We start from the raw sequence: 25,431 nt of genomic DNA, 5'->3' as shown, positions 1-25,431 counted from the left end.
GGGTTAGTTGGTGAGGTGTTGGCGGATGGTATTGAGGTCGGTGGTGACGGAGGTTTGGCGGGACTCGGTGGACTTTGTGTAGTCGGCCAGTTGGGTAGCGGCGGTGGTGCAGCGGTCGGTGAGGCGGGTTGCTCGGTCGGCGGCTGCGGTTCGGTCGTTCTTGGCGGCGGTGCGGATGTTCCAGTAGCGGAAGGCGCCGATGCCGATCAGGATCAGGCCGGCGACGATCCAGATCGCGTTCACAAAGCCGAGTCCGATCGCGAGGACCGCGCCGACGCCGACGAGGACGGCCGGTACGGCGTACTTGCCGGCTGACACGGTGCCGGCGGACTGCTTGATCGACGACAGGGCTGTGTTGAGTTGGAGCTGGTCGGGGCCGTCGGGGTGGATCGCGATCGTGTGTGATTCGCCGGTCACGTCGATCTGCGTCGGGCTCGGCCGGCCGGCGATCTGTGCTAGATCTTCGATCGCCGGGAGAACTGACGGGCCGATGACGCGGAGTACGGCGGCTGCCAGGTGTGGGTCATCGGTCTGGGCGAGGTCGTCGGCGAGCAGCTCCTCGACCGTGCCGACCGAGTCCTCGAGGCGCTCGACGGCAGATTCACCGGCGCCGCTGATCTGACCACGCAGTACGGCGACGCGCGCCAGCGACTCACGCTCCGGCTCACTCCCTTCGGAGATCAACAGCCGCAACAGCCCCGCGGTGCTGTCCGGTGCCGCCGCTCCCTCCACACCCGAACCCCGCTCACGCCCGCCTTCCCGCCCCCTGGAACCACGCCCCGAGCCACGCTTGAGGTCACGAGTGGTGTCGTGCCGGGTGGTGCGTGGGGTGTTGGGTGCCGAGGCGGTGGGGGCGTGCCCGCGGTCGCGGGTGGTGTCGTGCTCGAGGGGGTTGGTGGAGGCGTCGTTGGGTGGGAGGTAGTTGAGGGTGGGGGAAGGTTCGCGGGCTTCGGTGTTGCTGGCTATTGAGTCGATGGCGGTGCGGATTCGGGTGAGGCGGGTGCGGGCGGTTTCCTGTTCGGCTACGGCTTCGAAGCGGGCGCTGGAGGTGCGAGGGGCCTCGCCGCGTTTCTCGAGCTTGGGGAGCCAGCCGTCTGCGGGTGGTGCGACCGACTGCAGCCGCTTGACCACGAGCGCCAGTCCGTCCGCCCCGAACCCACCCCGCGCCGCAGTAGCCCACAACACCCGCTGCACCCGCGTAACAGTCCCATCCGAAGGCAGTACGCCGAACGCCACATCCAGCCACTCGGTCCGCACCCGATGGCGCTCCCCGAGCGCAGCCAGCGCCAGCGCGAGGAACGTCGACGTACGACGCTCGTCGAGCCCCATCGCCGTAGCAAGCGCCTTCTCGTCCTGCCCGCCGTTGACCAGCGCCTCAGTCGCCGGTCCCAACCAGTACTCCGGCACCGGCTCGCCAACCGGCGGAAGCGGCGCACCAGAAGCCATCGCAGTCAACACGCGAGTCGCGTAGCGCCGCAGCTCAGCAGCCTCCAAGAAGCCGGCCATCTCATACCGGAGATCAGATAGCTCGACAAACGCGTCAAACGCGGTGGAGAGGCGATTGACCCGCTCCTGCAGACCGCCCTGGAGTTGAGACAGCTGCGACTGCAGTCGCGACGTCTGCTGCCGCGCGTACGACATCTCGCTCTGCAGGTCCTCGAGTTGTTCGTTCTGCCGCCGTTCCCGCCACCAGTCGGTCATGTGCCCCGTCCCCTCGTCCGCGATTGCTCTCCGGAAGGATGACGTGCCAGCGGGTCATCAGGTGGTGGGGACGAGCCGGAGTTGCAGCATTGCGGCGAAGCGGGAGTCGGGGTCGTCGAGGTCCAGCCCGCCTACTTCGGCCAGCCGGCGGAGGCGGTACCGGAAGGTGTTCGGATGCACGTAGACCGCCGCGGCAGCGGCTGCGACGTCGCCGAAGGCGTCGAGCCAGGCCCGCAGGGTCTCGACCAGGTCGGTGTTGTGCCGGCGGTCGTACGCGACGAGCCGGGCGATCGGACCGGTCGGCTCGTCGCCGCGTGCTTCGATCAGGTCGCGCAGTTCGAGCAGGAGGGTGTCGACGTGGACGTCAGCGAGTCGGGCGACACGGGGTGCGCCACGGCCGGTTCGCAGTACCCGGAGAGCGCGGTCGGCACCGGCACGTGCGTTGGGCAGGTGCGCGGCCTCGGCAACCACCGGGCCGACTCCGATGCTGGCGGTGACGCGGTCGCCGATCCGTTCGAGGAAGTGCTTGCCGATCCGTACGGCGCGCTCCTCGCCGTCGGTCCGGTCGGGGCGGACCGGAATCAGTCCGTAAGCGACATCGCCGACCAACGCAGCTGCTGCCCGCGGGTGCACAGCCCCCAGGTGCATGGCGAACGCATCGGCCAACCGCTGACGCTCCCCGGCGAGCCCGGCCTGGCTGACGAGCGATTCACCCGCGAGCTCGGCGACGACGGACTCGTCCGAGTCGAAGGCGATGATTCCCAGAGCGAGTACGACGAGGTGCTGGCCGGCCAGGCCCAACCGGTCCAGGGCCGCACGGGCGCCGGCGCCCCCCTCCAGCGCCGTACTGACCAGATCGGCGCGCAGACGACGCTCGACATCGGCACCCGCGCGGATGCGAAGCATGTGCAAGGCAACCAACTTCGCCGCGTCGCACAGCGCCTGCGAACGCTCAGCGGTGAGCGGATCGCGTACGGCGGCCCAGATCGACCCGAGGATCTCGTCCCCGGCGCGGACCGCGACCGCGACCCGCGGGATGGTGAACGTCTCGCCGTTCGTCGGCAACGGCGGCACGTGGACCGGCCGGTCGGTGCGGTACAGCTCGCGGAAGATGCCGTACTCCGTCAGCAGCCGGAAGTACCGCTGCGGCACCTGACGGCCGAGCACGGTCTCCACCCGCGCCGTGTCGGCCTCGTCCTGGCGTCCCGAGAACGCGAGTACCCGCGAGCTGCGGTCCTCGATCGTCACCGGCGCATCGAGCAAAGCCGCCGTAGCGTTGGCGAGCGCGAACAGATCACCGGACGGCATACCGGCGAGGGTCTCCACCTCACCGACATCACCGTCGGCGAGGAGGGACCGCAGCAGTACGGCGAGCTGGTCCCACGACGCGCCGCGAGTCAGAGCCAGCAGCGCGACGCCCGACTCGGCCACAGCGGCGGCCAGGACGTCGCCGGCCGCGATGGGGGAGCGGACGACCAGCCCGGCGGCCTGCTGCCGGCCGAGATCATGCAGTACGTCGGCGATCCGGTCGGGCTCGTGGAGACCGACGCCGAGGACGAGCGCGTGCGAGGGGAGCACGGGCTCGTCGAGTGGATCGTGGATGACGATCCCGCCGATCTCCGCCGGCCGATCCGGGTCCCCGTGCACGAGCTCCAGCAAGGTCGCGCCCAGGTCGTCGAGAACCCGGCCGAGGCTTGCCCGCGGTCGATTCGTCACCGCTCACCTCCGAACCCCCAGCGTAGGTCCTGTCCAAGCGTCAAATCGGCAGCCATTCGGTACTTGTCGTCACCGCCGCCAGTTCGGCCTCCAGGGGCTCGATCCCGATGCCAGGGCTGGTCGGCACCGGCAGATGCCCGTTGTCGAGTGTGAACGGCGGCGTGATGTCGGTTCGGTAGTAGCGGTCCGAGGCCGACGTGTCACCGGGCAGCGTGCACCCAGGTAGGGCGGCCAGGGCAACATTCGCGGCGCGGCCGATGCCGGTCTCCAGCATGCCGCCGCACCAGACCGGGATGTCGTTGGCGACGCAGACGTCATGGATGCGCCGGGCCTCCAGATAGCCGCCGACACGACCCGGCTTGATGTTGACGATCGCGCAAGCGCGCAGCCGGATCGCGGCGGCCGCGGCGCGCGCCGACGTGATCGACTCGTCCAGACAGACCGGAGTCCTGATCTGCTGGGCCAGATCCGCGTGCCCCAGCACGTCCTCCTCGTCCAGCGGCTGCTCGATCAGCAACAAATCGAACGGATCGAGCCGAGCCAGGTGCCGCGCATCGGCCAGTGTGTACGCCGTGTTGGCGTCGACCTGCAGCAGGATGTCGCCGAACTGCTCGCGTACGGCGCGCACCGGCTCGACGTCCCACCCCGGCTGGATCTTCAGCTTGATCCGCACGTAGCCCTGCTCGAGATACCCGCCCACCGCATCGAGCAGCTCGCCGATCGAGTCCATGATGCCGACCGACACACCACACGGCACCCGATCCCGCACCGCACCCAGTTCACGTGCCAGCGGACGGTTCTCGGCCCGCAACTCGGCATCGAGTACGGCGGTCTCCACCGCGGCCTTGGCCATCCGATGCCCGTGGAACCGGCTCAACGCGGGCCCGACCCCCACAGCGGAGTCCACCGAAGCCAGCGCGGGTACGAAGAACCGCCGCAGTACGTCGGCCGCCGCGTCGACGTACTCCGACGAGTACAGCGGTCCGCTCATCGCGACGCACTCGCCCCACCCCTCGGACTCCGTACTCACGGCGCGCACGAGCAGCACGTCCCGCGTCGTCTCGGTGCCGAACGACGTCCGGAACGGCGACACCAACGGCATCGAGATCCGCCGCAGTTCGAATCCGGTCAGCTTCATCACAAACCCTTCTGCTCGACGACGTACCATCCGGCCCGATCGAACCCGGTCACCCGCGCACCATTCGCCAGCAACCCGCCCAGCACCTCACGCAACGCGGCCCGCCACGCCTTCGCGGCGCCCGGATCCGTACGCCGCAACCCCTCGACATCAGGCGGTACGGCGACCAGCACCACGTCGTCGCCCGCGGAGCCGGCAACCCTCGGCCGCCCGTCCGCCCCGCTCGCCAGCGCAACCGTTGCCCCAGGCATCAAACCGATGTCGGTGATCGCGGACCGCCGAGCCGCTGCGGCGCCGACAGCCGGAGCGTCCAGCTCCCACCGCACCAGCAACCGATCGGTGTCGTCGCCGCTGTTGATCCCGTCGCGCATGTCGCCGTAGAAGTTCGTCAGGTACTCCGTCGGCCGTGCCGCGAGCTTCGCCACGTTGAAGTACGCGTTGCGCCGGATCAACGGATCGAACGTCCACGAGATCGTCGACACACCTCTGCGCAAGGCCCAGGCTCGCTGATGCAGTTTCAGGGCGAATCCGACGTTCCGGCCGCGCGCCGCCCCCGACACACCGGCGACGTGGCTGTGCATCGAGACCTCCGCCGGCGCCGAGAAGAACCCGACGCAGGCGCCGATCAGCTCGTCCCCGTCGTACGCGCCGCCGACGTAGTTGCCGGCCTTCGTCAATGCCCGGAGCAGCTCGGTCGTCACCGGGGGATTGCTCGGATCCGGCCGCCAGATCGAGTCGTACAACCGGTAGACCTCGTCGAGCTCCGCCAGCTCCCGCAACTCACGTACCCGTACTCCGGCCGCTGCCGCCGCGTCGATACCCGCCTCGGTAGCGGCGGCAATCGACGGGCTGAGATCGAGCGTCATGGCCGGTCCAACAGGTCGGTCAGCAGGGCGGCCAGCAGAGCCGTCCGCGGGGCGAGTTCGGCGACCACGACGTGTTCGTCGTCGGCATGTGCGCCACCACCGACGGCGCCCAGTCCGTCGAGGGTCGGCGTACCGATCCCCGCGGTGAAGTTGCCATCCGATCCGCCGCCGACAGCGACCGAGCGCATGGCCGGCAGGCCCAGATCGACCGCGAGCCGGGAGGCTCGCGTGTACAGCTCCTCGGACATCTTGCGTTCCAGCGGCGGCCGGTTCGGCCCGCCGATGATCTCCAGCGAACTCCCGGGCAACACCGGTCGGAGTGCGTGCATCGCCTCGTCGACCCGCAGCTGCTCCTCGACGGTCCAGGCACGGGCATCGACGAAGAACGCCGCGGCGGCGGGCACGGTGTTTCGTGTCGTCCCCGAGGTCAGTGCTGTCGGCGTGACCGTCGTACCCCGCCCGGCGTCGCCGAGGTTGCTGATGGCAAGGACTTGGTGTGCCGCCTCGACCGAGGCGTTGACGCCGAGCTCCGGCTCCATCCCCGCATGTGCGGCCCGCCCCGTGATCCGCACCTCGTAGACCGACACGCCCTTCCGCTCGAGCTTGAGCGCACCGGCATCCGCCGACGCCTCCAGCACGAGAGCGGCCGAGCATCCCGCCGCCTCGGACTCGATCAGCTCTCGCGACGACGGTGACCCCAGCTCCTCGTCCCCGGTCACCAGCAGGGTGACAGTTGCCGATGACAACGTGGAGATCGCATGCAGAGCCATCACCAGGCCGGCCTTCATGTCGAAGCAGCCCGGCCCCCGCAGTACGCCGTCCTCGTTCGTGAACGGATGCGTGGTCAGCGAGCCGAGGGGCCAGACGGTGTCGTGGTGTGCGAGTACGAGCACCCGCCGCGGCCCGTCACCGAGCCGCCAGCGCAGATGCGTGCAGCCGTCGACCACGACGTACTCCGGTTCGGCGCCCAGCCGCTCCGCTCCGAGCTGGGCGACCACGTCCGCACTGTGAGCCACCGCCGCGACATCCGACGACGGCGACTCACACGTCACCAGGGTTTCGAGATCCGCGAGCATCTGCGGCAACCGCGCCGCGAACCGCTCGACCAGCTCGGTCATCCGCTGACCTTCGGCGTAGCGCGGACCCCGAAGTGCAGGTACTTCTCGCCGGTCGGCAGCGAGTAGAACGTCACCGGAGTCCACGTGAGCGCCCCGGGCGCACGGACCACGAACAGGTCGCCGCTCTCGTCGACCGGCGTCATCCGCAACTCCTCCGTCGGCTCCGGCAGCAGTTCGGCCAACGGACCGGTGATCGTCATCCGCAGCAGCGGACCTTCGTCGTCGACCAGCACCTCCTGGATCGTGCTGGCGCGCTCGTACCGACCGACGTGCCGGCGTACGTCGACAACCGGCGGCTCCGCGGGAGGAGCTAGCGGCGTCGGCATCGAGACGCCGGCCAGCTCGTCGAAGATCTCCCGGTAGAGGTCCTGGTACAGGTCACGCGTGTGACCGCCGTTCGTCAGCAGTACGACGGCCAGTCCTTCGTCCGGCAGCACCCGCAGGAATGCAGCCTGGCCGATCGTGTTGCCGTCGTGCCCGATCAGCCGCCGGCCGTCCCAGCCGAACCGGATCCAGCCGAGCCCCCACGAGTCACCCAGCGAGTACTTGTCCGGCAGCTCCGCCTGCTGCGCGGCCATCGCCGCAACCGAGGCCTCGCTGAGCAAACGAGACCCGTCCGGTGCGACGCCATCGTTCAGGTGGAGTCGTGCGAACGCCAGCGCATCCGCCACGGTCGACGTGATCAGTCCGGCCGGTCCGAGCGAGCGGGGAAGTCCCCAGACCGGTGTGCGTTTCGGCTCTTCTTCGCCCTCGCTGACGTGTCCCACCGCGGCCGACCGGAGCAGCGCCTCTTCTGGCAGCGTGACTGTGTTCTGCAGGCCGAGTGGTGTGATGAGCCGGTCCCGCAGCGCCTGGTCCCAGGTGGACCCGGTGAGCTTCTCGATCACCCGACCGGCCAGCGAGAAGCCGGAGTTGCAGTACGACCACGTCGCGCCGAGCGGATGGTTCTGTACGACCTCTGCCAGCAGATCGACGTACTTCTCCAGACAGTCGTCACCTCGACCGGTGTCGGTGAAGACGTCGCCGTCGATCCCGCTGGTGTGGGTGAGCAGATGCCGCATCGTCACCTGCTTCGCGACGTCCGGATCGCCCAGCTGCAACTCGGGGAGCACCTGGCTGATCGGTGCGTCCAGGTCGAGCAGTCCTTCGTCCACCAGCTGCAGTGCGAGCGTCGCCGTCCAGACCTTCGACATCGAACCGATCTGGAAGACCGAATCGGTCGTGGCCGCGACTCCGGTGTCCTTGTTCAGTACGCCGGTCGCCGCCTCCACCAGCTCGTCGTCCGCTCCCGGCCGCACCCGCAGGATGCCGAGCGTCGCACCCGGTACGCCGTGCCGTGCCGCCAGCGTCGTCAGTCGACGCTGCCAGTGCGCCGCGTCGATCTTCGCCCGGCGCGGACCGCTCGCGTCACCGGCGTACTGCTCGACCCAGTCGCGGATGCGACGGTTGAAGTCGAGGCGATGGGACGGCCGGCCCTCCACGATGAACAGGTGACTGGCCTCCGGGTAGAGCACCAGTTGACTCGGTACGCCGTTCTCGCGGAGCGCGGTGTGCCACTGCTGGGCCTGTCCGATCGGGCAGCGTACGTCGGCGTCGCCCTGGAGGATCAGTGTCGGCGTCGCCACCTTGCTGACCTCGGCGAACGGCGACATGGAGCTGTAGTCGGTGGAGCTGTTCAGCTCGTAGACGTCGAGGAAGTGACCCATGTCCGACGTACCGGCCATGCTGGTGAGGTCGCTGACCACGCCGCCAGTGACTGCGGCGGCGAACCGGTCGTCGCGGCTGGTCAGGTAGCAGGTCATGAATCCGCCGTAGCTGTAGCCCGCGACGGCCAGGCGGTCGGCGTCGGCGATGCCTTCGGCAACCAGTTCGTCGAGCGGCTCGAGGAAGTCGCGCGCGTCCGCCGTACCCCAGGCTCCGAGTGCTGCGTTGAAGAACTGCTCGCCGTATCCGTCGCTGCCGCGGGGGTTGAGCAGCAGCACGGTCCAGCCCTGCGCCGCCAGCTCCTGGTGGTACAGGTGCACCTCGTCGGCTGCGGCATTCCACGCGTTGTGCGGACCGCCGTGGATGTCGAGCAGCAAAGGCTGAGGTCCGTCGGCGGCCGGGTCGCGGACGAGCCACCCGGACACCACGGTCCCGTCGGAGATGGTGAACTCGCGCTCGACCCGGACGAAGCTTTCGGGCACCTTCTCGCCGTACGTCGTCCGCGTTGTCGCCGTGCCGGTCGCCAGGTCCAGCGTGACGATCTCCCCGAACGACGTAGGCGTGCTCAGCGCGAACGTCGCCACACCACCGGAGACGGACAGCCCGGACACGACCTGTCCCGGTTCGCCGAACACATGCTCAGGGACGCCGCCCTCAACAGGCACCGAGAACAGGTGCGTGCACCCACGATCCCGCGCAGCGAAGACGACGGTGCGGCCCTCGTCCACCAACGTCGGTAGAGCGCCGGGGTACGCAGCACCTCCAGACATCACGTTGCGGTCGAGCGGTGCCGCAAGGTTCGCCACGTCGCCCGTGTCCAGCGAAAGCTTCAGAAGACCTGCATGACCGACCGGCCCCGAGAGCATGCCGACGATGAGCAGTGCGGCGCCGTCCGCGGTCCAGGTCACCGTGCCGGCCAGTCCGTCGGTCAGACCGACCAGCTGCGGCTTGGCCTTGGCATCCGATGCGTCGAGCACGTAGGCAGGGGCGGTGGGAGTCAGATCCGCGTCAGGTGCGGTAGCAGCTCCGAAGGCGAGCTTCGCACCGTCAGGTGACCAGGCCGGGTCGCCGGCGTGCCAGTCTCCCTCGGTGGCCTGTCGGCACTCCTTTGACTCGATATCCACGAGGTGTAGATGCTTGCGGATCGTCCGCAGCCAGCCGGCGCCGTCAGCCTGGTAGTCCAGCCGCTCTGTGGTGATCGGCGCGTGCTCACCGTCGCTACCGGCCGCGATGTCGACCGGCGCAGCGAAAGCGATCCGCGTCCCGTCCGGACTCCACTTCGGAGCTCCCGCACCGAGTGGCAGCTCGGTGAGCTGCTCCGGCTCACCACCTCCGGCCGGCAGCAGCCAGATCTGCGCAGGCCCGTCCTTCGCCCGCAGGAACGCCAGCTGCGTCCCGTCCGGCGACCAGACGGGTGTTGAGTCCGCGTCGCCGCGGGTGAGCTGCTGCGGCGTACCGCCGGCGGCCGGGATCCGCCACAGACTCCGGAGCGTGCGATCGGCCTTCGCGTCGGTGGTCCGGAGGACGTAGACGAGCTGGGTGGCGTCCGGCGACAGCGCCGGCTGCTCAGGTACGGCAAGCTCGGTCAGGTCGTCGATGCGCAGACGTCGGGTCACTGGGAGTCCTCCTTGAGTTCCTGCAGTACAGGCGGGTTCGAGCCGACGGCCCGCAGTACGCCGGCTGCGTGGTGACAGGCGGCGCGGTGCAGACGATGGTCGGCCTCGGCGGTGGGATCGAGGGTCAGACAGTGCTCACGGTCGGTCCGGATCAGCGGACCGATCGGGCACCTCGGATGGAACCGGCAGCCCGCCGGCGGATGATGCGGATCGGCCGGCTCGGCGTCCGCGACCAGAGCCTCGTCCGGCGGCGGCAACGAGGTCGAACCGCGTCGCGGAGCCGCAGCGAGAAGCTCTTTGGTGTAAGGGTGTTGCGGGTTGCCGAGTACGTCGCGCGCCGGGCCGACCTCGACGATCCGGCCCAGGTACATGACCGCGACGATGTCGCTGACGTAGCGCACCACGGCCAGGTTGTGCGAGATGAACAGCATCGACAACCGCAGTTCGCGTTGCAGCGTGCGGACGAGGTTCAGCACGGTGCCCTGGATCGACACATCCAGTGCGGAGGTGATCTCGTCGGCGATCAGCACCTCCGGCTTGCCGGCCAGCGCCCGCGCGATCGCGACTCGCTGCCGCTGACCGCCCGACAACGCACCGGGGTACGCCGAGACGCGGTCGGCGTCGAGCCCGACGAGCTCGAGCAGCCGGACCACCTCGTCGCGTCGACGATCCGCTCTGGGCATCGCCTCGGCGATCGAGTCCCCGATGGTCATCCGTGGATCCAATGATGAGTACGGATCCTGGAACACCATCTGCAGCGGCCGCCGCGCACCCGGCGGATGCAGCAGCGGTACGCCGTCCAGCAGGATCCGTCCGCCCGCAGGCTCGGCCAACCCCACTGCCGCACGGGCCAACGTCGACTTGCCGGACCCCGACTCGCCGACGAGTCCGACCACCTGACCCGACGGCACGGTCAGGTCGACGCCGTCGACAGCTGTGAGCGTGCGGCCGTACCGGACCGTCACGTCTTCGAAGCGCAGTTCGCTCATCCCTGCCCCGTCCGGAAGCTCGAGTACTCAGCCTGCGCCTGCGGATGCCAGCACGCCACCTGATCGATCAGCACCGGGTCCTCGGCCCGGCACCGGTCCGACGCGAACGCACACCGCGCCGCGAACGCACACCCGTCCGGCAACCGCGCCGGATCCACCGGACGCCCGGGGATCACGGCGAGCGGTTCGTCGAGCGCTGTGTCCAGATCGGGTACTGCGGCCAGCAGCGCCCGCGTGTACGGATGCCGCGCACCGGTGGCCAGCTCCGTCGACGGCAGGTCCTCGACGATGCGCCCGGCATACATCACCAGGACGCGGTCGCAGATCTGTGCGACCACGCTGATGTCGTGGCTGATCAGCAGCACCGCGACGTCGTCCTCGGTGCGGATCGTCTCCAGCAACCGCAGTACCTGCCGCTGCACGGTGACGTCCAGGGCAGTGGTCGGCTCGTCGGCGACGATCAGTGCCGGCGCGCCCATCAGCCCCATACCGATCATGGCCCGCTGTCGCATGCCGCCGGAGAACTCATGCGGGTACTGCCGCGCCCGGCGCTCGGCCGCAGGTACCCGTACCGCCCGCAGCCGGTCGATCGCACGGTCCATCGCAGCACGACGGGTGAGGCCCTGGTGCTCGCGTGCACCCTCGGCCAGTTGTACGCCGACCCGCTTGGTCGGATTGAACGACGTCATCGGGTCCTGGAACACCATGGCGAACGACGTACCCAGTAGCCGTCGCCGCACCGCCGCTGTACTGCGCACCGGCAGACGGCCGAGTAGGGGAGCACCCAGGAACGACAGCTCAGCCGCACGCACTTCACCCGGTGGCTCGATCAGCTGGGCGACTGCAAGCGCGGTCAGGCTCTTCCCGGAGCCGGACTCGCCGACCACGCCGACGATCTCGCCTTTGTGGATGGTGAAGCTGACACCACGGACCGGAGTGACCGGCGTGACCGGACCGGGGAAGCTGACGTGCAGGTCCTCCACCACGAGCACGGCGTCGCTGCTGTCGTCACGCGCGGGCGTCGCTTCCGGTGTACGGTCGGCCCACCGCGCGCGAGGAACCTGTACGCCGAGACCCTTGGCCACTGCCTCGCCGAAGAGGTTGAACGCCAGCCCTGCAATGACCACAGCGACTCCAGGAGCGAGCGCTGCGGCTGGATGCACGTAGATGCCGCTGAGGCTCTCGCCCAGCATCCGGCCCCAGTCGTATGCCGGCGGCTGCACGCCCAACCCGATGAACGACAGCCCGGCAAAGGCCAGCAACGTGCCGCCCGCGCCGATGGTCGCGTTCACCACGAGCGGTTCGGCGATGTTCGGCAGGATGTGCCGCACGAGCATCCGGAACCGGCCGACCCCGGCGATCCGCGCGGCGGCGATGAAGTCCCGCTCCGCAACCCCTGCGACCAGCGTCTGGGTCAGCCGCGCGAACGACGGCGCACCCGCGAAGCCGATCGCCAGCACGGCGCCCTTCGCGCCCACACCGAACACGACCGCGAAGAACAGCGCGAGCAGCAGTCCGGGAAAGGCGACCGCGATGTTCACCACGGCCGTCGCGATCCGCCCGCCACGCATGCCGAGGATCGCGGGCGCACTGCCGAGCGCAAGCCCGGTGACCACCGCGATCGACGTCGCGATCAGTGCCAGCAGGATCGACGTACGTGACGCGACGAGTACCCGGTAGAAGATGTCCCGGCCGAGGTTGTCGGTGCCGAGCCAATGCTCCGCCGACGGTCCCTGCAGCAGGTGGTCGGTGTCGATCGCGTTCGCCTGATGTGACCAGAGGATCGGGGCGAAGACGGCGAGCAGCAGTACACCGAGCAGCAGCAGGCCGGCGCCGGCGCCGACCGGGGTCCGCAGTATGGCGGTCCAACGGCGCATCAGCTCTCCCTGATGGTGGATCGGGGATCGAGCAGGGCCAGCGTGACGTCGACGGCCAGATTCACCAGCAGTACGCCGACCCCGTACACGAGGACCACGCCCTGCACGAGCGGGTAGTCCTTCGCGATGATCGAGGACACGATCGTGCTGCCGAGCCCGGGCCAGCCGAAGACGTTCTCGACCAGCACGGTCCCGGCGACCATGCCACCGAGCAGCAGTCCGCCGAGCGTGATCGTGGCTGTTACCGCGTTAGGCAGTGCATGGCGCAGGTAGATCGCTGCGGCAGGCAGTCGCTTCGCGCGGGCGGTGCGCAGGTAGTCCGTCTGTAGTACGGCCAGCAGTTCGACGCGGCAGATGCGTGCGAGCACGGCGGCCGGACCGACAGCCAGCGACAGCACCGGCAGCACGTACGACGCGACACTGCCGCGCCCCGCGACCGGGAACCAGTGCAACGTCACCGCGAACACATAGACGAGCCCAACCGCCAACAGGAACTCAGGAATCGCAGCAAGCACCACAGCGGTCGAAGTGAAGCCCAACTCGGCTCGCGGCCGGCGTCCTCCGCGAGTCAGGACCCCCATCACCAGACCGAGCGGTACCGCGATCAGCACCGCCACCAGGAACGCTGCGACGGCCAGCTCGACCGTGGCAGGTAGGCGGTCCCGGATCACGTCGGAGACGGGCAGTCCGGTGGTGATCGACGTACCGAGGTTGCCGGTGAGCAGGTGGTGCAGGAAGTTCACGTACTGCTGCCAGAGCGGGTCGTCGAGGCCCAGCGAGGCACGCTGGGCATCGACGAGGCTCTGTGCGGCTGCAGGTCCCAGTGCGCCCCGAACCGGGTCACCAGGGATCAGGTGGATCATCAGGAACGCTGCGCTGACCAGGATCAGGACAGAGCCGACCAGCCGGCCCAGTCGCCGTACGGCGAAGCCGAGCCACGGGTGAGTGGTGAGAGTCGGAACGCTGACCGTCGTCGTCGTCACCGGCTCACCCCTGCATCTTGATCGACGACGGGATCACGCTGCCTTCGCTCAGGTCGAACGTCGCGCCCTTGCCGAAGATCGGCACGGTCGAGTTGACGAACGGCACCAGGTTCACCTGCTTGAACAGCGCGCGCTCGGCCGTCGCCCAGTCCGCGCAGCCATCGGCGCCGGGGATCGCGGCGGCCTTGGCGACCGCAGCGTCGTACTCCGGGTTCTTGATCGAGGAGAAGTTGCTGCCGTTCGGCGGACCGGTGCCGGACAGGAAGCTGACCAGCTGGCTCGGCAGGGACACGGTCAGCGGGATCAGACCGGCGTGCCAGGTGCCTTGACCGGCCAGGACGACCGTGCTGATCTCGGCCGTGGAGACAGCCTTGAGCGACACATCGACACCCAGCTCACTCCACGCCTTCTGGAGCAGCTCAGCGCCGGACTGCAATGTCGGGCCGAGGCTGGTCGGGTAGTAGAAGACCAGCGACAGCTTCGTACCGGCCTTCTCGCGGATGCCGCCCGCGCCAGGTTTCCAGCCGGCCGCGTCGAGCGCCGCCTTGGCAGCGTCCAGGTCGTGACCGGGCAGATTGCCGGTGACGGTGTCGTCGGAGCACGGACCCATGCCAGGGGCAACCAGCCGCGTCGCCGGCGAACCGGTGCCGCTGGTGATCACCTTGCCGAGCTGGGTGAGGTCGAGTGCTTGCGTGAGCGCCTTGCGTACGGCGAGATCCGCGGTGGGCAGACCGGGCTTCTGGTTGAACCAGAGCTCACCCAGTGGCGTACCGGCTTCCCGCTGGAACGTCTTCTGGGCCTGGAGTCGCTGTTTGTCCGGACCGGCGATCGCGACGATGTTGACCTGTCCGGACAGCAGCAGGTTGGCCGCAGTGGTCTCGTTGCTGACCACCTTCAGCACGACCTTGTCCGGCAGACCGGCCTGATCCTGCTTGAAGTCGCCCGGCCCCCACGCGTACTCCTTGCGTCGGGTGAGCGTGTAATGGTCGCCGGGGACAGCCTCCGCGACCGTGTACATCCCCGTGCCGTCGGAGCCCTGCTTGAGGATGCTGCGGTCCTTCATTCCCTTGCTGCACACGATGTGCAGCCCACCGACGTTGCGGACCAGGAACGCGTCCGGAGCCGGCGCAGTGACGGTGACCGTGCCGGTTGCGTCGTCGGCGGTCGCCTTGGCGCCCGGCGGGATGAACACGCCGATGCGCGTGGACTTGTTGGCCGGATCTCCGACGAAGTTGATGTTCTGCGCGACCGTGCTGGCCGTCAGCGGACTGCCGTCCGCGCAGGTGACCCCCTTGCGGAGTGTGTACTTCGCCGTGGTGCTGTTGCCCTCGAACTTGTCCGCCAGACCGGGCACCTGTTTGCCGTCGGGGGAGATGCCCACCAGCGAGTCGTACAGGAACCAGTCGACCTGCATGGTGACCGACAACGAGGTGAACTGCGGATCGAGGTTGCCGGGATCGGCGCTGATCGCCATGGTCATCGTCTTGCCCTCGGCGGTCTGACCGGTACGGGCGGTCTGCTCGCCCGAGCTGCAGGCGGACAGTGCCAGTCCGGTGACGAGGGCTCCGGCCGCGAGGGCGGTGCGTACGGATCGCATGTTGCCTCCGGGAATCAGACGGCTGCGCGGCGGAGGGCCCGCCCGCTGTGCAGGTACAGGGCACGGCCGGAGCCGTCGTCGCCGACGAAGACGTGCGGCTGGTGCATGCCGTGCTCGGCCTTGACCGCGATCAGGCTCTGCTCGTCGCGACCGATCAGCTCGACCGGGTCGGGTTTCGGACCGAGCTCGGTGAAGATGCCCTTGGGGGTCTGGTCGAGCCAGATCTTCCCGTCCTCGTCCTGGCGCACGGTGATGTCGGCGACCTCGCAGCTGTATGTGCCGAGGACCCGGTCCACGTCCACCGGCACAGGCTCGGCGGGCGGTGTCGGCAGCGGTGGCAGCGTCAGCCCGGCGAGCTCCTGGACCAGGTGGCCGAAGACCTTCTTGTAGACCTCGATGGTCTCGCCGCCGTTGGTCAGCAGCGCAACGGCGAGCCCGTGCTCGGGAACGACGCGCAGGAAGGCGTTCTGGCCGATCGTCCCGCCGTCGTGGCCGATCACCTTGGTACCGCCCCAGTCGAACAGCTCCCAGCCCAGGCCCCACGACTCGCCCATCATCCCGAGCGCGGGCAGCTTGACCTGCGGTTCCTGCATCGCCTTGACGCTCGCGGCGCTCAGGACGGCCTTGCCGTCGGCCGCAGTACCGGAGTCGAGGTGGAGCTTGGCGAAGGCCAGCAGGTCACGGGCGCTCGTCGCGAGCATCGCGCCGGCCGGAGCCATGCCACGAGTCATCGCCCAGATCGGTGCGGGTACCGGCGCGGCGTCGGTCTCCGGCTGGATGTGTCCGACGGCGGCCCGGTGCAGGATCGCCTCGTACGGATCGGTCGCGGCGTGGGCCAGGCCGAGCGGCGTGAACACGTGCTCCCGCAGCGCGGCGTCGTACGGCGTGCCACGCAGTACCTCGACGAGGCGGCCGAGTACCGCGAAGCCGGCGTTGTTGTAGGAGAACATCTCGCCCGGCGGGAACAGCTGCGTGGTGGTGGAGAGCGTGGCGACGAACTTCTCGACGGCGTCGTCGCCCTTACCGGTCTCGTTGAAGATGTCGCCCTCGAACCCGGCGGTGTGGCACAGCAGCTGCCGTGTGGTGATGACAGCGGCCGCGGCCTCGTCCGCGATGACGAACTCGGGCAGGTACGAGCGGACCGGCTGGCCGAGGTCCAGCTTGCCCTCGTCGACCAGCTGCATGACCAGCGTGGTCGTCCAGACCTTGGTGATGGACCCGATCTGGAACACCGAGTCGGTTGTCGTCTCGACCCCGGTCGACTTACTCAGTACGCCGGCCGCGTGGTCGATCACCTCGCCGCCCAGCAGTACGCCGACCGCCGCACCGGGGACCTGATGCTCGGCGAGCAGCGCCGCCAGCCGGTCTTGTAGCCACGTCTCGATCTCGCTCAGAGTCGCCATGCGCCGACGCTAGGCGTGCCGCCCCCTCGCGGTATTGGTGTTGCGGCACAACGGGCCGACCGGAATTCGTTCGATCCGACGAAGCAGCTCTGCCATGATCAGCCGGTGTTCAGGTGCAGCTGGTCCACCTGACAGGCCCAACAGGCGGGAACATCCGTGGCGGACATACTCTTGAAACCGACATGACTGCTTCCGACCGCCGCACGGTGTACCTGGACCATGCGGCGACGACTCCGATGCTCCCGGCTGCGATCGAGGCGATGACCTATCACCTCGCCCGCACCGGCAATGCGTCGTCCCTGCACGGCTCGGGCCGGTGTGCCCGGCGGACGGTGGAGGAATCGCGGGAGTCGATCGCTGCGGCGCTCGGCGCGCAGCCCAGCGAGGTGGTGTTCACCTCCGGCGGCACCGAGGCCGACAACCTCGCGCTGAAGGGCCTGTGGTGGTCCCGCCTGGCCGAGGACCCGCGCCGCCGCCGCATCCTGCTGAGCGGTATCGAGCACCACGCCGTTCTCGATCCGGCGATCTGGCTCGGTCAGCACGAGCAGGCCGAGATCGAGTGGCTGCCGGTCGACGAGCTCGGCCGGGTGAGCCCGGACGACGTACGGCGGGCTGTCGAGAGCGATCCGGAGTCCGTGTCGTTCATCACGTTGATGATGGCGAACAACGAGGTCGGCACGCTCCAGCCGGTCCGGGAGATCGCAGAGCTCGCCCAGCAGTACGGCGTACCCGTGCACACCGATGCGGTGCAGGCGATCGGCCAGGTGCCGGTGGACTTCGGCGAGCTGGGTGTCGACGCGATGACCGTGTCCGCCCACAAGCTCGGCGGTCCGTACGGGATCGGAGCGCTCGTCGTACACAAGGAGACGAAGCTGACCCCGATCCTGCACGGCGGGGGACAGGAGCGCGACGTACGGTCCGGCACGCTGGACGTGCCGGCGACCGCTGGGTTCGCCGTGGCGATGGAGCACGCGATCAAGCACCAGGCCGACGAGGCGCGCCGGCTGACCGAGCTGCGGGACGCGCTGATCGAAGGCATCACCAGCACGGTCGAGGGCGCGCAACTGTCGGGTGACCCGGCCGGCCGCTTGCCCAATAACGCACACTTGTCCTTCAGCGACTGCGAGGGCGACTCGCTGTTGCTGCTGCTCGACGCACGCGGCATCGAGGTGTCCACCGGGTCCGCGTGCAACGCCGGGGTCGCCGAGCCGAGCCACGTCCTGCTGGCCATGGGGTACGACGACCAGCGGGCCCGCGGCTCGCTCCGGTTCACCCTCGGGCACACTTCGACCCAGGCCGACATCGACGCCGTCCTGGACAACATCGGGCCGGTGGTGGAGCGCGCGAAGTCCGCCGGTCTGCAGAACGTGGGAAGGAACACCTGATGCGGGTACTCGCAGCCATGTCCGGCGGAGTGGACTCCGCGGTCGCGGCGGCGCGGATGGTCGAGGCCGGCCACGACGTGACCGGAGTACACCTGGCACTCAGCCGGAACCCGCAGTCGTACCGCAGCGGCGCCCGCGGCTGCTGCACGATCGAGGACTCCCGCGACGCCCGCCGAGCCGCGGACGTGATCGGCATCCCGTTCTACGTCTGGGACCTGGCCGAGCGGTTCCACGCCGACGTGGTCGAGGACTTCGTCAACGAGTACGCCGCGGGCCGTACGCCGAACCCGTGCCTGCGCTGCAACGAGAAGGTCAAGTTCAGCGCCGTCCTGGAGCGGGCGCTCGCGCTGGGCTTCGACGCGGTCGCTACCGGTCACTACGCGCGGATCGTGGACACCGCGTCCGGGCGTGAGCTGCACCGGGCGGTGGATCCGGCAAAGGACCAGTCGTACGTGCTCGGCGTACTCACGCAGGAGCAGCTCGCCCATGCGTTCTTCCCGCTCGGTGACACGGTGAAGACCGAGGTGCGGGCGGAGGCGGAGCGGCGTGGGCTGTCGGTGGCGGCCAAGCCGGACAGTCACGACATCTGCTTCATTGCCGACGGCAACACCGCGGGCTTCCTCGGCCGGCAGCTGGGCGAGGCGCCGGGCGACATCGTCGACGCACAGGGCAACAAGCTCGGCTCCCACCAGGGGACACACGGGTTCACCATCGGGCAGCGCAAGGGGCTCAAGATCGGTACGCCCGCCGCGGACGGCAAGCCGCGGTTCGTCCTCGACATCAGCCCGGTGGACCGCACGGTCACCGTCGGCTCCCGCGAGGAGCTCGCGGTCTCGGAGCTGACCGCCTCCAAGCCCCGTTGGTGCGGACCCGAGCCCACCAGCGAGCTGCAGGCGGCGGCCCAGCTCCGCGCACACGGAGAGGAAGTCGCCGTGACCGCAACGGTCCAGGGCGACCAGGTGCGGGTCTCGTTCGACGAGCCCACCTCCGCCGTCGCCCCGGGACAGGCGGTCGTGCTGTACGACGGAACCCGAGTGATCGGCTCCGCCACCATCGACTCGGTCCAGCGAGTCGCGGCCGCCGTATGACGACCACGGGGCTCGGATCGGTCCCCGGAGACGACATTCGCGAGTGGATGCGCGCCGTACTCGAGCTGGTGGACATCCCGTTCCTCCCGGAGCTCCCGGCCCGGCCGTACGGCGACATGCTGAGCCGGACCGTCGCCGTACTGACCGAGCTGGCTGCTGACCTGCAGCCTGCCGGGTGGCGGCTGACCGGTGGTGGCGACGCACGGGCGAGTCTGGACCAGCGGCGTGCGCGCGCGTTGCTGCAGGAAGACCTGGACGTGCTGGAGGAATACGCCTACGAGTACGAGGGGCCGCTGAAGATCCAGGTCACCGGGCCGTGGACGCTGGCTGCGTCGATTGAACGGCCGCGCGGCGACAAGGTGCTCGCGGACCACGGTGCACGGCGGGATCTGGCACAGGCGCTGGCTGATGGAGTGCAGCAGCACGTGGCCGAAGTACGGAAGCGCGTGCCGGGCGCCGAGCTGGTGTTGCAGGTCGATGAGCCCGGACTGCCCGCCGTACTCGCTGGAGCGGTGCCGACGGCCTCTGGCTGGAGCAAACACCGCTCTGTCGACGGTCCGGGTGCTGTGGAGCTCCTGAGCCTGTTCACCACAGCCGCGCCCACGGTCGTGCATTGTTGCGCAGCCCGCCCGCCCATCGAGGTCTTCACCAAGTCCGGCGCCGCTGGGATAGCTGTAGATGTCTCGCTCCTGAACAACGCCGCCTGGGACCAGGTCGCCATCGCAACCGAGGCCGGCACGACCCTGTACGCCGGAGTCGTCCCGACCACCGGCCCGATCCCGGAGCCCGATCACGCCGCCGCACCGCTGGTACGACGCTGGCGCGAACTCGGCCTGGACCCTGAGCTGATGAAGCAGATCGTGATCACCCCGGCCTGTGGACTCGCCGCCGCTCCGTCACCGGCCGACGCCAGAACGCGACTGGAGCTGCTCCGCCGGATCGTCGACGTGGTCGGAGAAGCCGCCGACGCTTAGGTCCGGTCTGGGCAAAATAGTCGGTCGGCCCCTGTAAGTTCTGCTCATGGGCACGGAGGAGAAGGGCACTGAGCAGCCGGTCGCGACGCCCGAGGCGCGGGTGCGGCACGCGGAGCTGAGCACCGAGATCGACGACCACCGGGCGCGGTACTACCTGGCCAGCCCGATCATCTCGGACGGCGAGTTCGACGCGCTGATGCACGAGCTGCAGGACCTCGAGGAGCAGTACCCCGAGCTGCGCACGCCGGACTCGCCCACCCAGAAGGTCGGCATCCCGATCTCCACGCTGTTCTCCCCGGTGCAGCACCCGATGCGGATGGAGAGCCTGGCGAACGCGTTCTCCGCCGAGCAGATGGAGGCCTGGGCCAAGCGTCTCGAGCGCGAGGTCACGCTGCAGCAGATCCACGACAGCGGGTTCATCTGCGAGCTCAAGGTCGACGGCCTCGCGCTCGACCTGGTGTACGAGGACGGCAAGCTCGTCAGCGGCGCGACCCGCGGCGACGGCCGGACCGGCGAGGACGTCACGCCCAACGTCCGCACGATCAAGAGCATCCCGAACCAGCTGAAGGGCAAGGACCTGCCGTCGTTCCTGGAGGTTCGCGGCGAGGTCTACTTCCGCGTCGAGGACTTCGAGGAGCTGAACGCGCAGCTCGTCGAGGCCGGCAAGGACGTCTTCTCCAACCCGCGCAACAGCGCGGCCGGATCGCTGCGCCAGAAGGATCCCCGGGTCTCGGCAGGCCGTCCGCTGCGCTTCGTCGTCCACGGTCTCGGCAAGGTCGAGGGTCATCACATCGGCCGCCTGTCGGAGGCGTACGAGCAGCTGAAGGCCTGGGGCCTGCCGGTCAGCGACCGCGCCCGCCGCGTCGGCACGCTCGAGGAAGTCAACGAGTTCATCGCGTACTACGGCGAGAACCGCCACTCCGTCGACCACGAGATCGACGGCGTCGTGGTGAAGGTCGACGAGGTCGACCTGCAGCGCGCGCTCGGATCCACCTCGAGCGCACCGCGCTGGGCGATCGCGTTCAAGTACCCGCCGGAAGAGGTCAACACCAAGCTGATCGAGATCGAGGTGAACGTCGGCCGCACCGGTCGCGTCACCCCGTTCGCGCACATGGAGCCGGTCCGCGTCGCCGGCTCCACCGTGGAGTACGCGACGCTGCACAACGCCAAGGAGGTCGCCCGGAAGGACGTCCGCCCCGGCGACACCGTCGTACTGCGGAAAGCGGGCGACGTGATCCCCGAGGTGCTCGGACCGGTGGTCGACCTCCGTCCGAAGGGACTGCCTGCGTGGGAGATGCCGACGCGGTGCCCGTGGTGCGACACCGTGCTGGCGCCGGCCAAGGAGTCCGACGTCGACATCCGCTGCCCGAACTCGCAGTACTGCCAGGGGCAGCTGCGGGAGCGGCTGTTCTACCTGGCCGGGCGGTCCGCGTTCGATATCGAGGGGCTCGGGTTCAAGGCGGCCGACGCGCTGATCACCGGCGGCCTGATCGCCAACGAGGCCGACCTGTTCTCGCTGACCGAGGAGAAGCTCGTCGAGAGCGCCTTCTTCACGACCAAGGCTGGCGCCCTGTCGGCGAACGCGCGCAAACTGCTCGCGAACCTGGAAGAGGCCAAGACCAAGCCCCTGTCCCGGGCGCTGGTCGCGCTCTCGATCCGGCACGTCGGCCCGACCGCGGCTGCCGCGCTCACCGAGGTGTTCGACAACATCGACGACATCCGTTCGGCGAGCGAGGAGCAGCTGGCCGAGATCGAGGGCGTCGGGCCGACCATCGCGCAGGCGATGATCGAGTGGTTCCAGGTGCCGTGGCACCAGCAGATCGTGGACAACTGGCTCGCCGCAGGCGTGGTGATGCGCGAGGAACGCACCGGGCCGAGCCTTCCGCAGATCCTGACCGGACTGTCGGTCGTGGTGACCGGGACCGTCGAGGGATTCAGCCGGGACGAGGCGACCGAGGCGATCGTCGGGCGCGGCGGGAAGGTCGCGAGCTCGGTGTCGAAGAAGACGTCCTTCGTCGTGGTCGGTGACTCGCCCGGATCGAAGTACGACAAGGCGGTCCAGCTCGGCGTACCGATCCTGGACGCGGCTGGGTTCGAGGTGCTGCTGGCGGATGGCGCCGAGGCGGCGAGCGGGGTCGCGACGACCGGTTCGGCGGACGCGGGATAACGATTCACAACTGCCTCGTGCGAGGTGGATCCGGCGGCTGTGCTGAGCCGTCGGACTGTTAACTTTGCACGTCGAGACGTGGGTCAGAAGGAGCAGATATGACGACGCCGCCGCAAGGGCCATGGGGTCCTGGGCAGCCGGGGGGCCAGCCAGGCGGGCAGCACGGGGGACAGGACGGGCAGGGCGGCCAGCACGGCGGCCAGTCGCCTCAGCAGGGCAACCAGCAGCAGGCGGGCTGGGGGCAGCAGCCCCCGCCGCAGGGCGGCGGGTGGGGCCAGCGCCCGCCACAACAGGGCCAGCCCCCTCACCAGGGCCACCCGCCACAGGGACAGCCTCCCCACGGCCAATCGCCGCACGGTCAGCCGCAACAAGGTGGCTGGGGTCCGCAGCCGGGCCAGGGCGGCCAGCAGGGTGGTTGGGGGCCGCAGCCCGGCCAGGGTGGTCAGCCTGGTCAGCCGCCGCAGGGGTGGGGACAGCAGCCGCAGCAGTACCAGCAGCAGTCGTGGGGCCAGCGTCCCCAGCAGCCACGGCAGGGCGGATGGCAGCAGCAAGGGCAGTCGCCGTGGCAGCCGGGCAACCTGGGCAGTGGTCCGGGCGGTGGTCCGGGCGGTGGTCCGGGCGGTCGCGACAAGGGCCCGCTCGGCATCAGCAAGGACAAGCTGCCGTTCGTGGTCGGCGGCGGTGTGGTCGGCATCATCGTGATCGCGCTGCTGGTGTTCCTCGGAATCCACCAGTTCGGCGGTGACGACACCCCGGAGTCGAACCCGACCGCCACCGGGCAGCCGACCGGCGGCGAGTCCAAGGGCGGCGAGAACGGCGAGCTCGGCAACGCGACCGGTCAGGCCAAGAACGCCACCGAGAAGTTGCAGGGCAACGGGTTCGGCTGCAGCGACCTGTTCAACACCGCGCAGGGCGCGCACCGCGGTTGCTTCAAGTACGAGGACCGCTCGCAGGCCGAGGCGCTGTTCCAGTTCAAGCCGGACGGCACGATCATCGCGATCGAGTTCGAGTCGGTGAACGAGGACAACAACAACAACGCCGCGGTCGTGTTCGACCAGGTGCTGCAGGCGGTCGGCAACGACACGTTCGGCGGCGACCAGGTGAAAAAGGTCCAGGACGCGGTCAAGCAAGGGCAGAAGTCGGAGAAGATCGACAGCAGCTGGGGTGAGTTCCAGCTGCGCAACGACGGCGACACCTACGAGCTGACCGGCGCGAAGTCCGGCGAGGAGTCGCTCGACATTCCGGACAAGACCTTCGACACGACCAAGCCGCAGATGGTCGCCGCGCTGAAGTCGAAGGCGTACGTGTGCACGAGCTCCTGCACCAAGGAGATCGGCAAGTACGGCCAGCAGCGGGTGTACTTCTACGCCAGCGACGGCGAGGGCATCAAGGACATCCAGGTCAGCGCCTCCGGCGACACCGCGGATGTGAAGAAGGCGCTGCCGACCGCGCTGAACGACGCCTTCGGGGTGCTCAAGGGCGGCGATACCGCGGCGCTGAAGTCGTACATCCAGGCGCACAGTGACGGGAAGTCGTACGCTTCTTATGTGGCCGGTTGGCGGGTCGAGATCCGCGGGAACAGCTCGGACAGCTATTCCTCCCAGCAGGTCGAGATCACGTACGAGTCGTTCTACGTCTGAGAAGTAGTTGGTCGGAGGCCGGATGAAGTTCCCCCGGGAGAAGCGGGAGTCGCGGACGGTGGTCGCCCCACCGCCCGAGGCGGGCCGGCGTGTCGACGGCGGCGGGGCCTGGGGCCCCACGCAGTTCGACCTCCCGGATCAGAACGGCAGCAACAGCCAGGCGATCCTGATCGTCGCCCTGGTCGGCGTGGTGGTCCTGCTGATCATCGCCGCGCTGTGGGTGCTCGCCTACTTCCAGTTCACCTGATCCCACGCAGAGCGAAGCCCCCGCCACTTGGCGGGGGCTTCGGCATGTCGGTGGGGCGTCAGGCGGTGGCGCGGATCGTGACGGCCAGTGAGGCCAGGTAGGACAGGCGGGCAACTTCGGAGCCCAGGAACTCGGGCCCACCGCGACGGCCGATCACCAGGACACGGTGATCGGACTCCAGCGGCGCCGCGACCAGTACGGACTCCGCAAGGCCCTTGTGGTCCGGCGCTTCCAGCGTGGTCGCCTTCTCCATCGGCAGCCACCGGCCGGCGATGTCGCCGAACTCGGGCGTCGCGCTCGTCTCCAGCGCGACCTTCACCTCGCTGCCCGTGCCGTCGAGCAGCGCGGCCCAGTCGGCGTGCAGTACGGCGGGGGACTGCTCGACCAGGATGTCGATCGCGTCCGCGGGAGCAGACGTCATCTGCTCGACCGCTTCGAGGTCCATGTGCAGTCCGCCGCCGGCGCCGTACCGCGAGAACCAGATGACCTCGACGTCGGGCACGCCGTTGCACGCGGAGACGAGGCGGTCGGGCAGGACGCCGGGCGGGAGGTCGACGACGATGTCGTCGACGGCCGTGCCGTTCTCGCGACGGTGCTCGACGATCTCGATCGCGTGGATGTCGGCATTCACCTCGCCGAGAGCCGTTGCCACGGTGCCCAGCGAACCGGGCCGGTCGGGGATGATCAAGCGCAGCAGAAACACCGAACGATCATCTCCCAGCCGATCACCAAGCGCGTAACGCCCTGTCGCCGCCCATGTTACAGAGCGGTAGCCACAAACACGCGCGCCCATCTCATCGAGGTCTTGTCCACAGGCCGGGGGACGGCGAAACATCACTGTCATCTCGCCCCCTAAGATGGCGGGGGTAACACCGAGAACCTCTCGGTCTTGCACCTCCGGTTACTGCACTCATTGGATAGTTCATGCCATCGATTACCCGCGAAGAGGTTGCGCACCTGGCGCGACTGGCGCGGATCGAGCTCAGCGACGACGAGCTCGACCACCTTGCGCCGCAGCTCGACCAGATCATCGGACTGGTCGGGCAGGTCAGCCAGGTGGCGGCGGACGACATCCCGCCGACCTCGCACGCCCTGCCGCTGACCAACGTGATGCGCGCGGACGAGAACGTTCCGTGCCTCACGCCCGAGCAGGCGCTCTCCGGCGCGCCCGCCCAGGAGGAGCAGCGCTTCCGGGTGCCGCGGATCCTGGAGGAGGACTGAC

The 25,431-nt window shown here is 69.1% G+C and carries 19 protein-coding genes; 7 read left to right on the top strand and 12 right to left on the bottom strand.

The window, feature by feature from the left end; genetic code table 11:
• Window positions 1–3: 3 nt before the first annotated feature.
• From OHA10_RS38925 to OHA10_RS38875, 11 genes are read right to left on the bottom strand one after another with little or no spacing between them, the layout of a single operon-like run.
• On the bottom strand, window positions 4–1,701 hold the full coding sequence (locus tag OHA10_RS38925) for a hypothetical protein (RefSeq protein ID WP_371403788.1): 1,698 nt from the start codon (window positions 1,699–1,701) through the stop codon (window positions 4–6).
• A gap of 57 nt (window positions 1,702–1,758) precedes the next feature.
• Window positions 1,759–3,417, bottom strand: coding sequence for a PucR family transcriptional regulator (locus OHA10_RS38920; protein ID WP_371403787.1), 1,659 nt, complete (start codon window positions 3,415–3,417; stop codon window positions 1,759–1,761).
• Window positions 3,418–3,457: 40 nt separating this feature from the next.
• Window positions 3,458–4,555, bottom strand: a complete 1,098-nt coding sequence (gene menC, locus OHA10_RS38915) for an o-succinylbenzoate synthase (RefSeq protein WP_371403786.1) — start codon at window positions 4,553–4,555, stop codon at window positions 3,458–3,460.
• Entirely contained in the window at window positions 4,555–5,421 is an 867-nt protein-coding gene (locus tag OHA10_RS38910) for a GNAT family N-acetyltransferase (RefSeq protein WP_371403785.1), read from the bottom strand. Before OHA10_RS38910 ends, menC begins: the two co-directional genes overlap by 1 nt.
• Window positions 5,418–6,539 carry a M20 family metallopeptidase gene (locus OHA10_RS38905; RefSeq protein WP_371403784.1) on the bottom strand — a complete coding sequence of 374 codons (1,122 nt, stop codon included), beginning with the start codon at window positions 6,537–6,539 and terminating at the stop codon, window positions 5,418–5,420. The genes OHA10_RS38910 and OHA10_RS38905 overlap by 4 nt, the downstream gene beginning before the upstream one ends.
• Window positions 6,536–9,859, bottom strand: coding sequence for a serine hydrolase (locus tag OHA10_RS38900; protein WP_371403783.1), 3,324 nt, complete (start codon window positions 9,857–9,859; stop codon window positions 6,536–6,538). Before OHA10_RS38900 ends, OHA10_RS38905 begins: the two co-directional genes overlap by 4 nt.
• On the bottom strand, window positions 9,856–10,848 hold the full coding sequence (locus OHA10_RS38895) for an ABC transporter ATP-binding protein (RefSeq protein ID WP_371403782.1): 993 nt from the start codon (window positions 10,846–10,848) through the stop codon (window positions 9,856–9,858). The genes OHA10_RS38900 and OHA10_RS38895 overlap by 4 nt, the downstream gene beginning before the upstream one ends.
• Entirely contained in the window at window positions 10,845–12,725 is a 1,881-nt protein-coding gene (locus tag OHA10_RS38890) for a dipeptide/oligopeptide/nickel ABC transporter permease/ATP-binding protein (protein ID WP_371403781.1), read from the bottom strand. The genes OHA10_RS38895 and OHA10_RS38890 overlap by 4 nt, the downstream gene beginning before the upstream one ends.
• On the bottom strand, window positions 12,725–13,708 hold the full coding sequence (locus tag OHA10_RS38885) for an ABC transporter permease (RefSeq protein ID WP_371403780.1): 984 nt from the start codon (window positions 13,706–13,708) through the stop codon (window positions 12,725–12,727). The genes OHA10_RS38890 and OHA10_RS38885 overlap by 1 nt, the downstream gene beginning before the upstream one ends.
• Window positions 13,709–13,712: 4 nt before the next feature.
• Window positions 13,713–15,305, bottom strand: coding sequence for an ABC transporter substrate-binding protein (locus tag OHA10_RS38880; protein WP_371403779.1), 1,593 nt, complete (start codon window positions 15,303–15,305; stop codon window positions 13,713–13,715).
• Window positions 15,306–15,319: 14 nt separating this feature from the next.
• Window positions 15,320–16,708, bottom strand: coding sequence for a serine hydrolase domain-containing protein (locus OHA10_RS38875; RefSeq protein ID WP_371403778.1), 1,389 nt, complete (start codon window positions 16,706–16,708; stop codon window positions 15,320–15,322).
• A gap of 182 nt (window positions 16,709–16,890) precedes the next feature.
• On the opposite strand from OHA10_RS38875, the gene OHA10_RS38870 reads away from it, so the two are divergent.
• The 6 genes from OHA10_RS38870 to OHA10_RS38845 all read left to right on the top strand — a co-directional run bounded on the left by OHA10_RS38870 (window position 16,891) and on the right by OHA10_RS38845 (window position 24,209).
• Window positions 16,891–18,093: a cysteine desulfurase family protein gene (locus tag OHA10_RS38870; protein WP_371403777.1), complete on the top strand. Its 1,203-nt coding sequence runs from the start codon at window positions 16,891–16,893 to the stop codon at window positions 18,091–18,093.
• A complete protein-coding gene (gene mnmA, locus OHA10_RS38865; RefSeq protein ID WP_371403776.1) occupies window positions 18,093–19,181 on the top strand; it encodes a tRNA 2-thiouridine(34) synthase MnmA in 1,089 nt (362 codons plus the stop codon). Before OHA10_RS38870 ends, mnmA begins: the two co-directional genes overlap by 1 nt.
• The gene (locus OHA10_RS38860; protein WP_371403775.1) at window positions 19,178–20,155 is read left to right on the top strand and encodes a methionine synthase vitamin-B12 independent; all 978 of its coding nucleotides are present in this window, start codon (window positions 19,178–19,180) and stop codon (window positions 20,153–20,155) included. Before mnmA ends, OHA10_RS38860 begins: the two co-directional genes overlap by 4 nt.
• A gap of 46 nt (window positions 20,156–20,201) precedes the next feature.
• A complete protein-coding gene (ligA, locus tag OHA10_RS38855) occupies window positions 20,202–22,322 on the top strand; it encodes an NAD-dependent DNA ligase LigA (protein ID WP_371403774.1) in 2,121 nt (706 codons plus the stop codon).
• A 98-nt stretch (window positions 22,323–22,420) separates the two neighbouring features.
• Entirely contained in the window at window positions 22,421–23,962 is a 1,542-nt protein-coding gene (locus OHA10_RS38850; RefSeq protein ID WP_371403773.1) for a hypothetical protein, read from the top strand.
• 22 nt (window positions 23,963–23,984) lie between these two features.
• Window positions 23,985–24,209 carry a hypothetical protein gene (locus tag OHA10_RS38845; RefSeq protein WP_371403772.1) on the top strand — a complete coding sequence of 75 codons (225 nt, stop codon included), beginning with the start codon at window positions 23,985–23,987 and terminating at the stop codon, window positions 24,207–24,209.
• Between the two features lie 58 nt (window positions 24,210–24,267).
• On the opposite strand, the gene OHA10_RS38840 is transcribed toward OHA10_RS38845, so the two are convergent.
• Entirely contained in the window at window positions 24,268–24,912 is a 645-nt protein-coding gene (locus OHA10_RS38840) for an ACT domain-containing protein (RefSeq protein WP_371403771.1), read from the bottom strand.
• Window positions 24,913–25,133: 221 nt separating this feature from the next.
• On the opposite strand from OHA10_RS38840, the gene gatC reads away from it, so the two are divergent.
• Window positions 25,134–25,430: an Asp-tRNA(Asn)/Glu-tRNA(Gln) amidotransferase subunit GatC gene (gene gatC / locus OHA10_RS38835; RefSeq protein ID WP_130448975.1), complete on the top strand. Its 297-nt coding sequence runs from the start codon at window positions 25,134–25,136 to the stop codon at window positions 25,428–25,430.
• The last annotated feature ends 1 nt before the right edge of the window (window position 25,431 follow it).

Source organism: Kribbella sp. NBC_00662 (genome assembly GCF_041430295.1).
GTDB lineage: Bacteria > Actinomycetota > Actinomycetes > Propionibacteriales > Kribbellaceae > Kribbella.
Note: the sequence above shows the minus strand (reverse complement) of the source record. Positions and strands in the feature narration are given on the sequence as shown.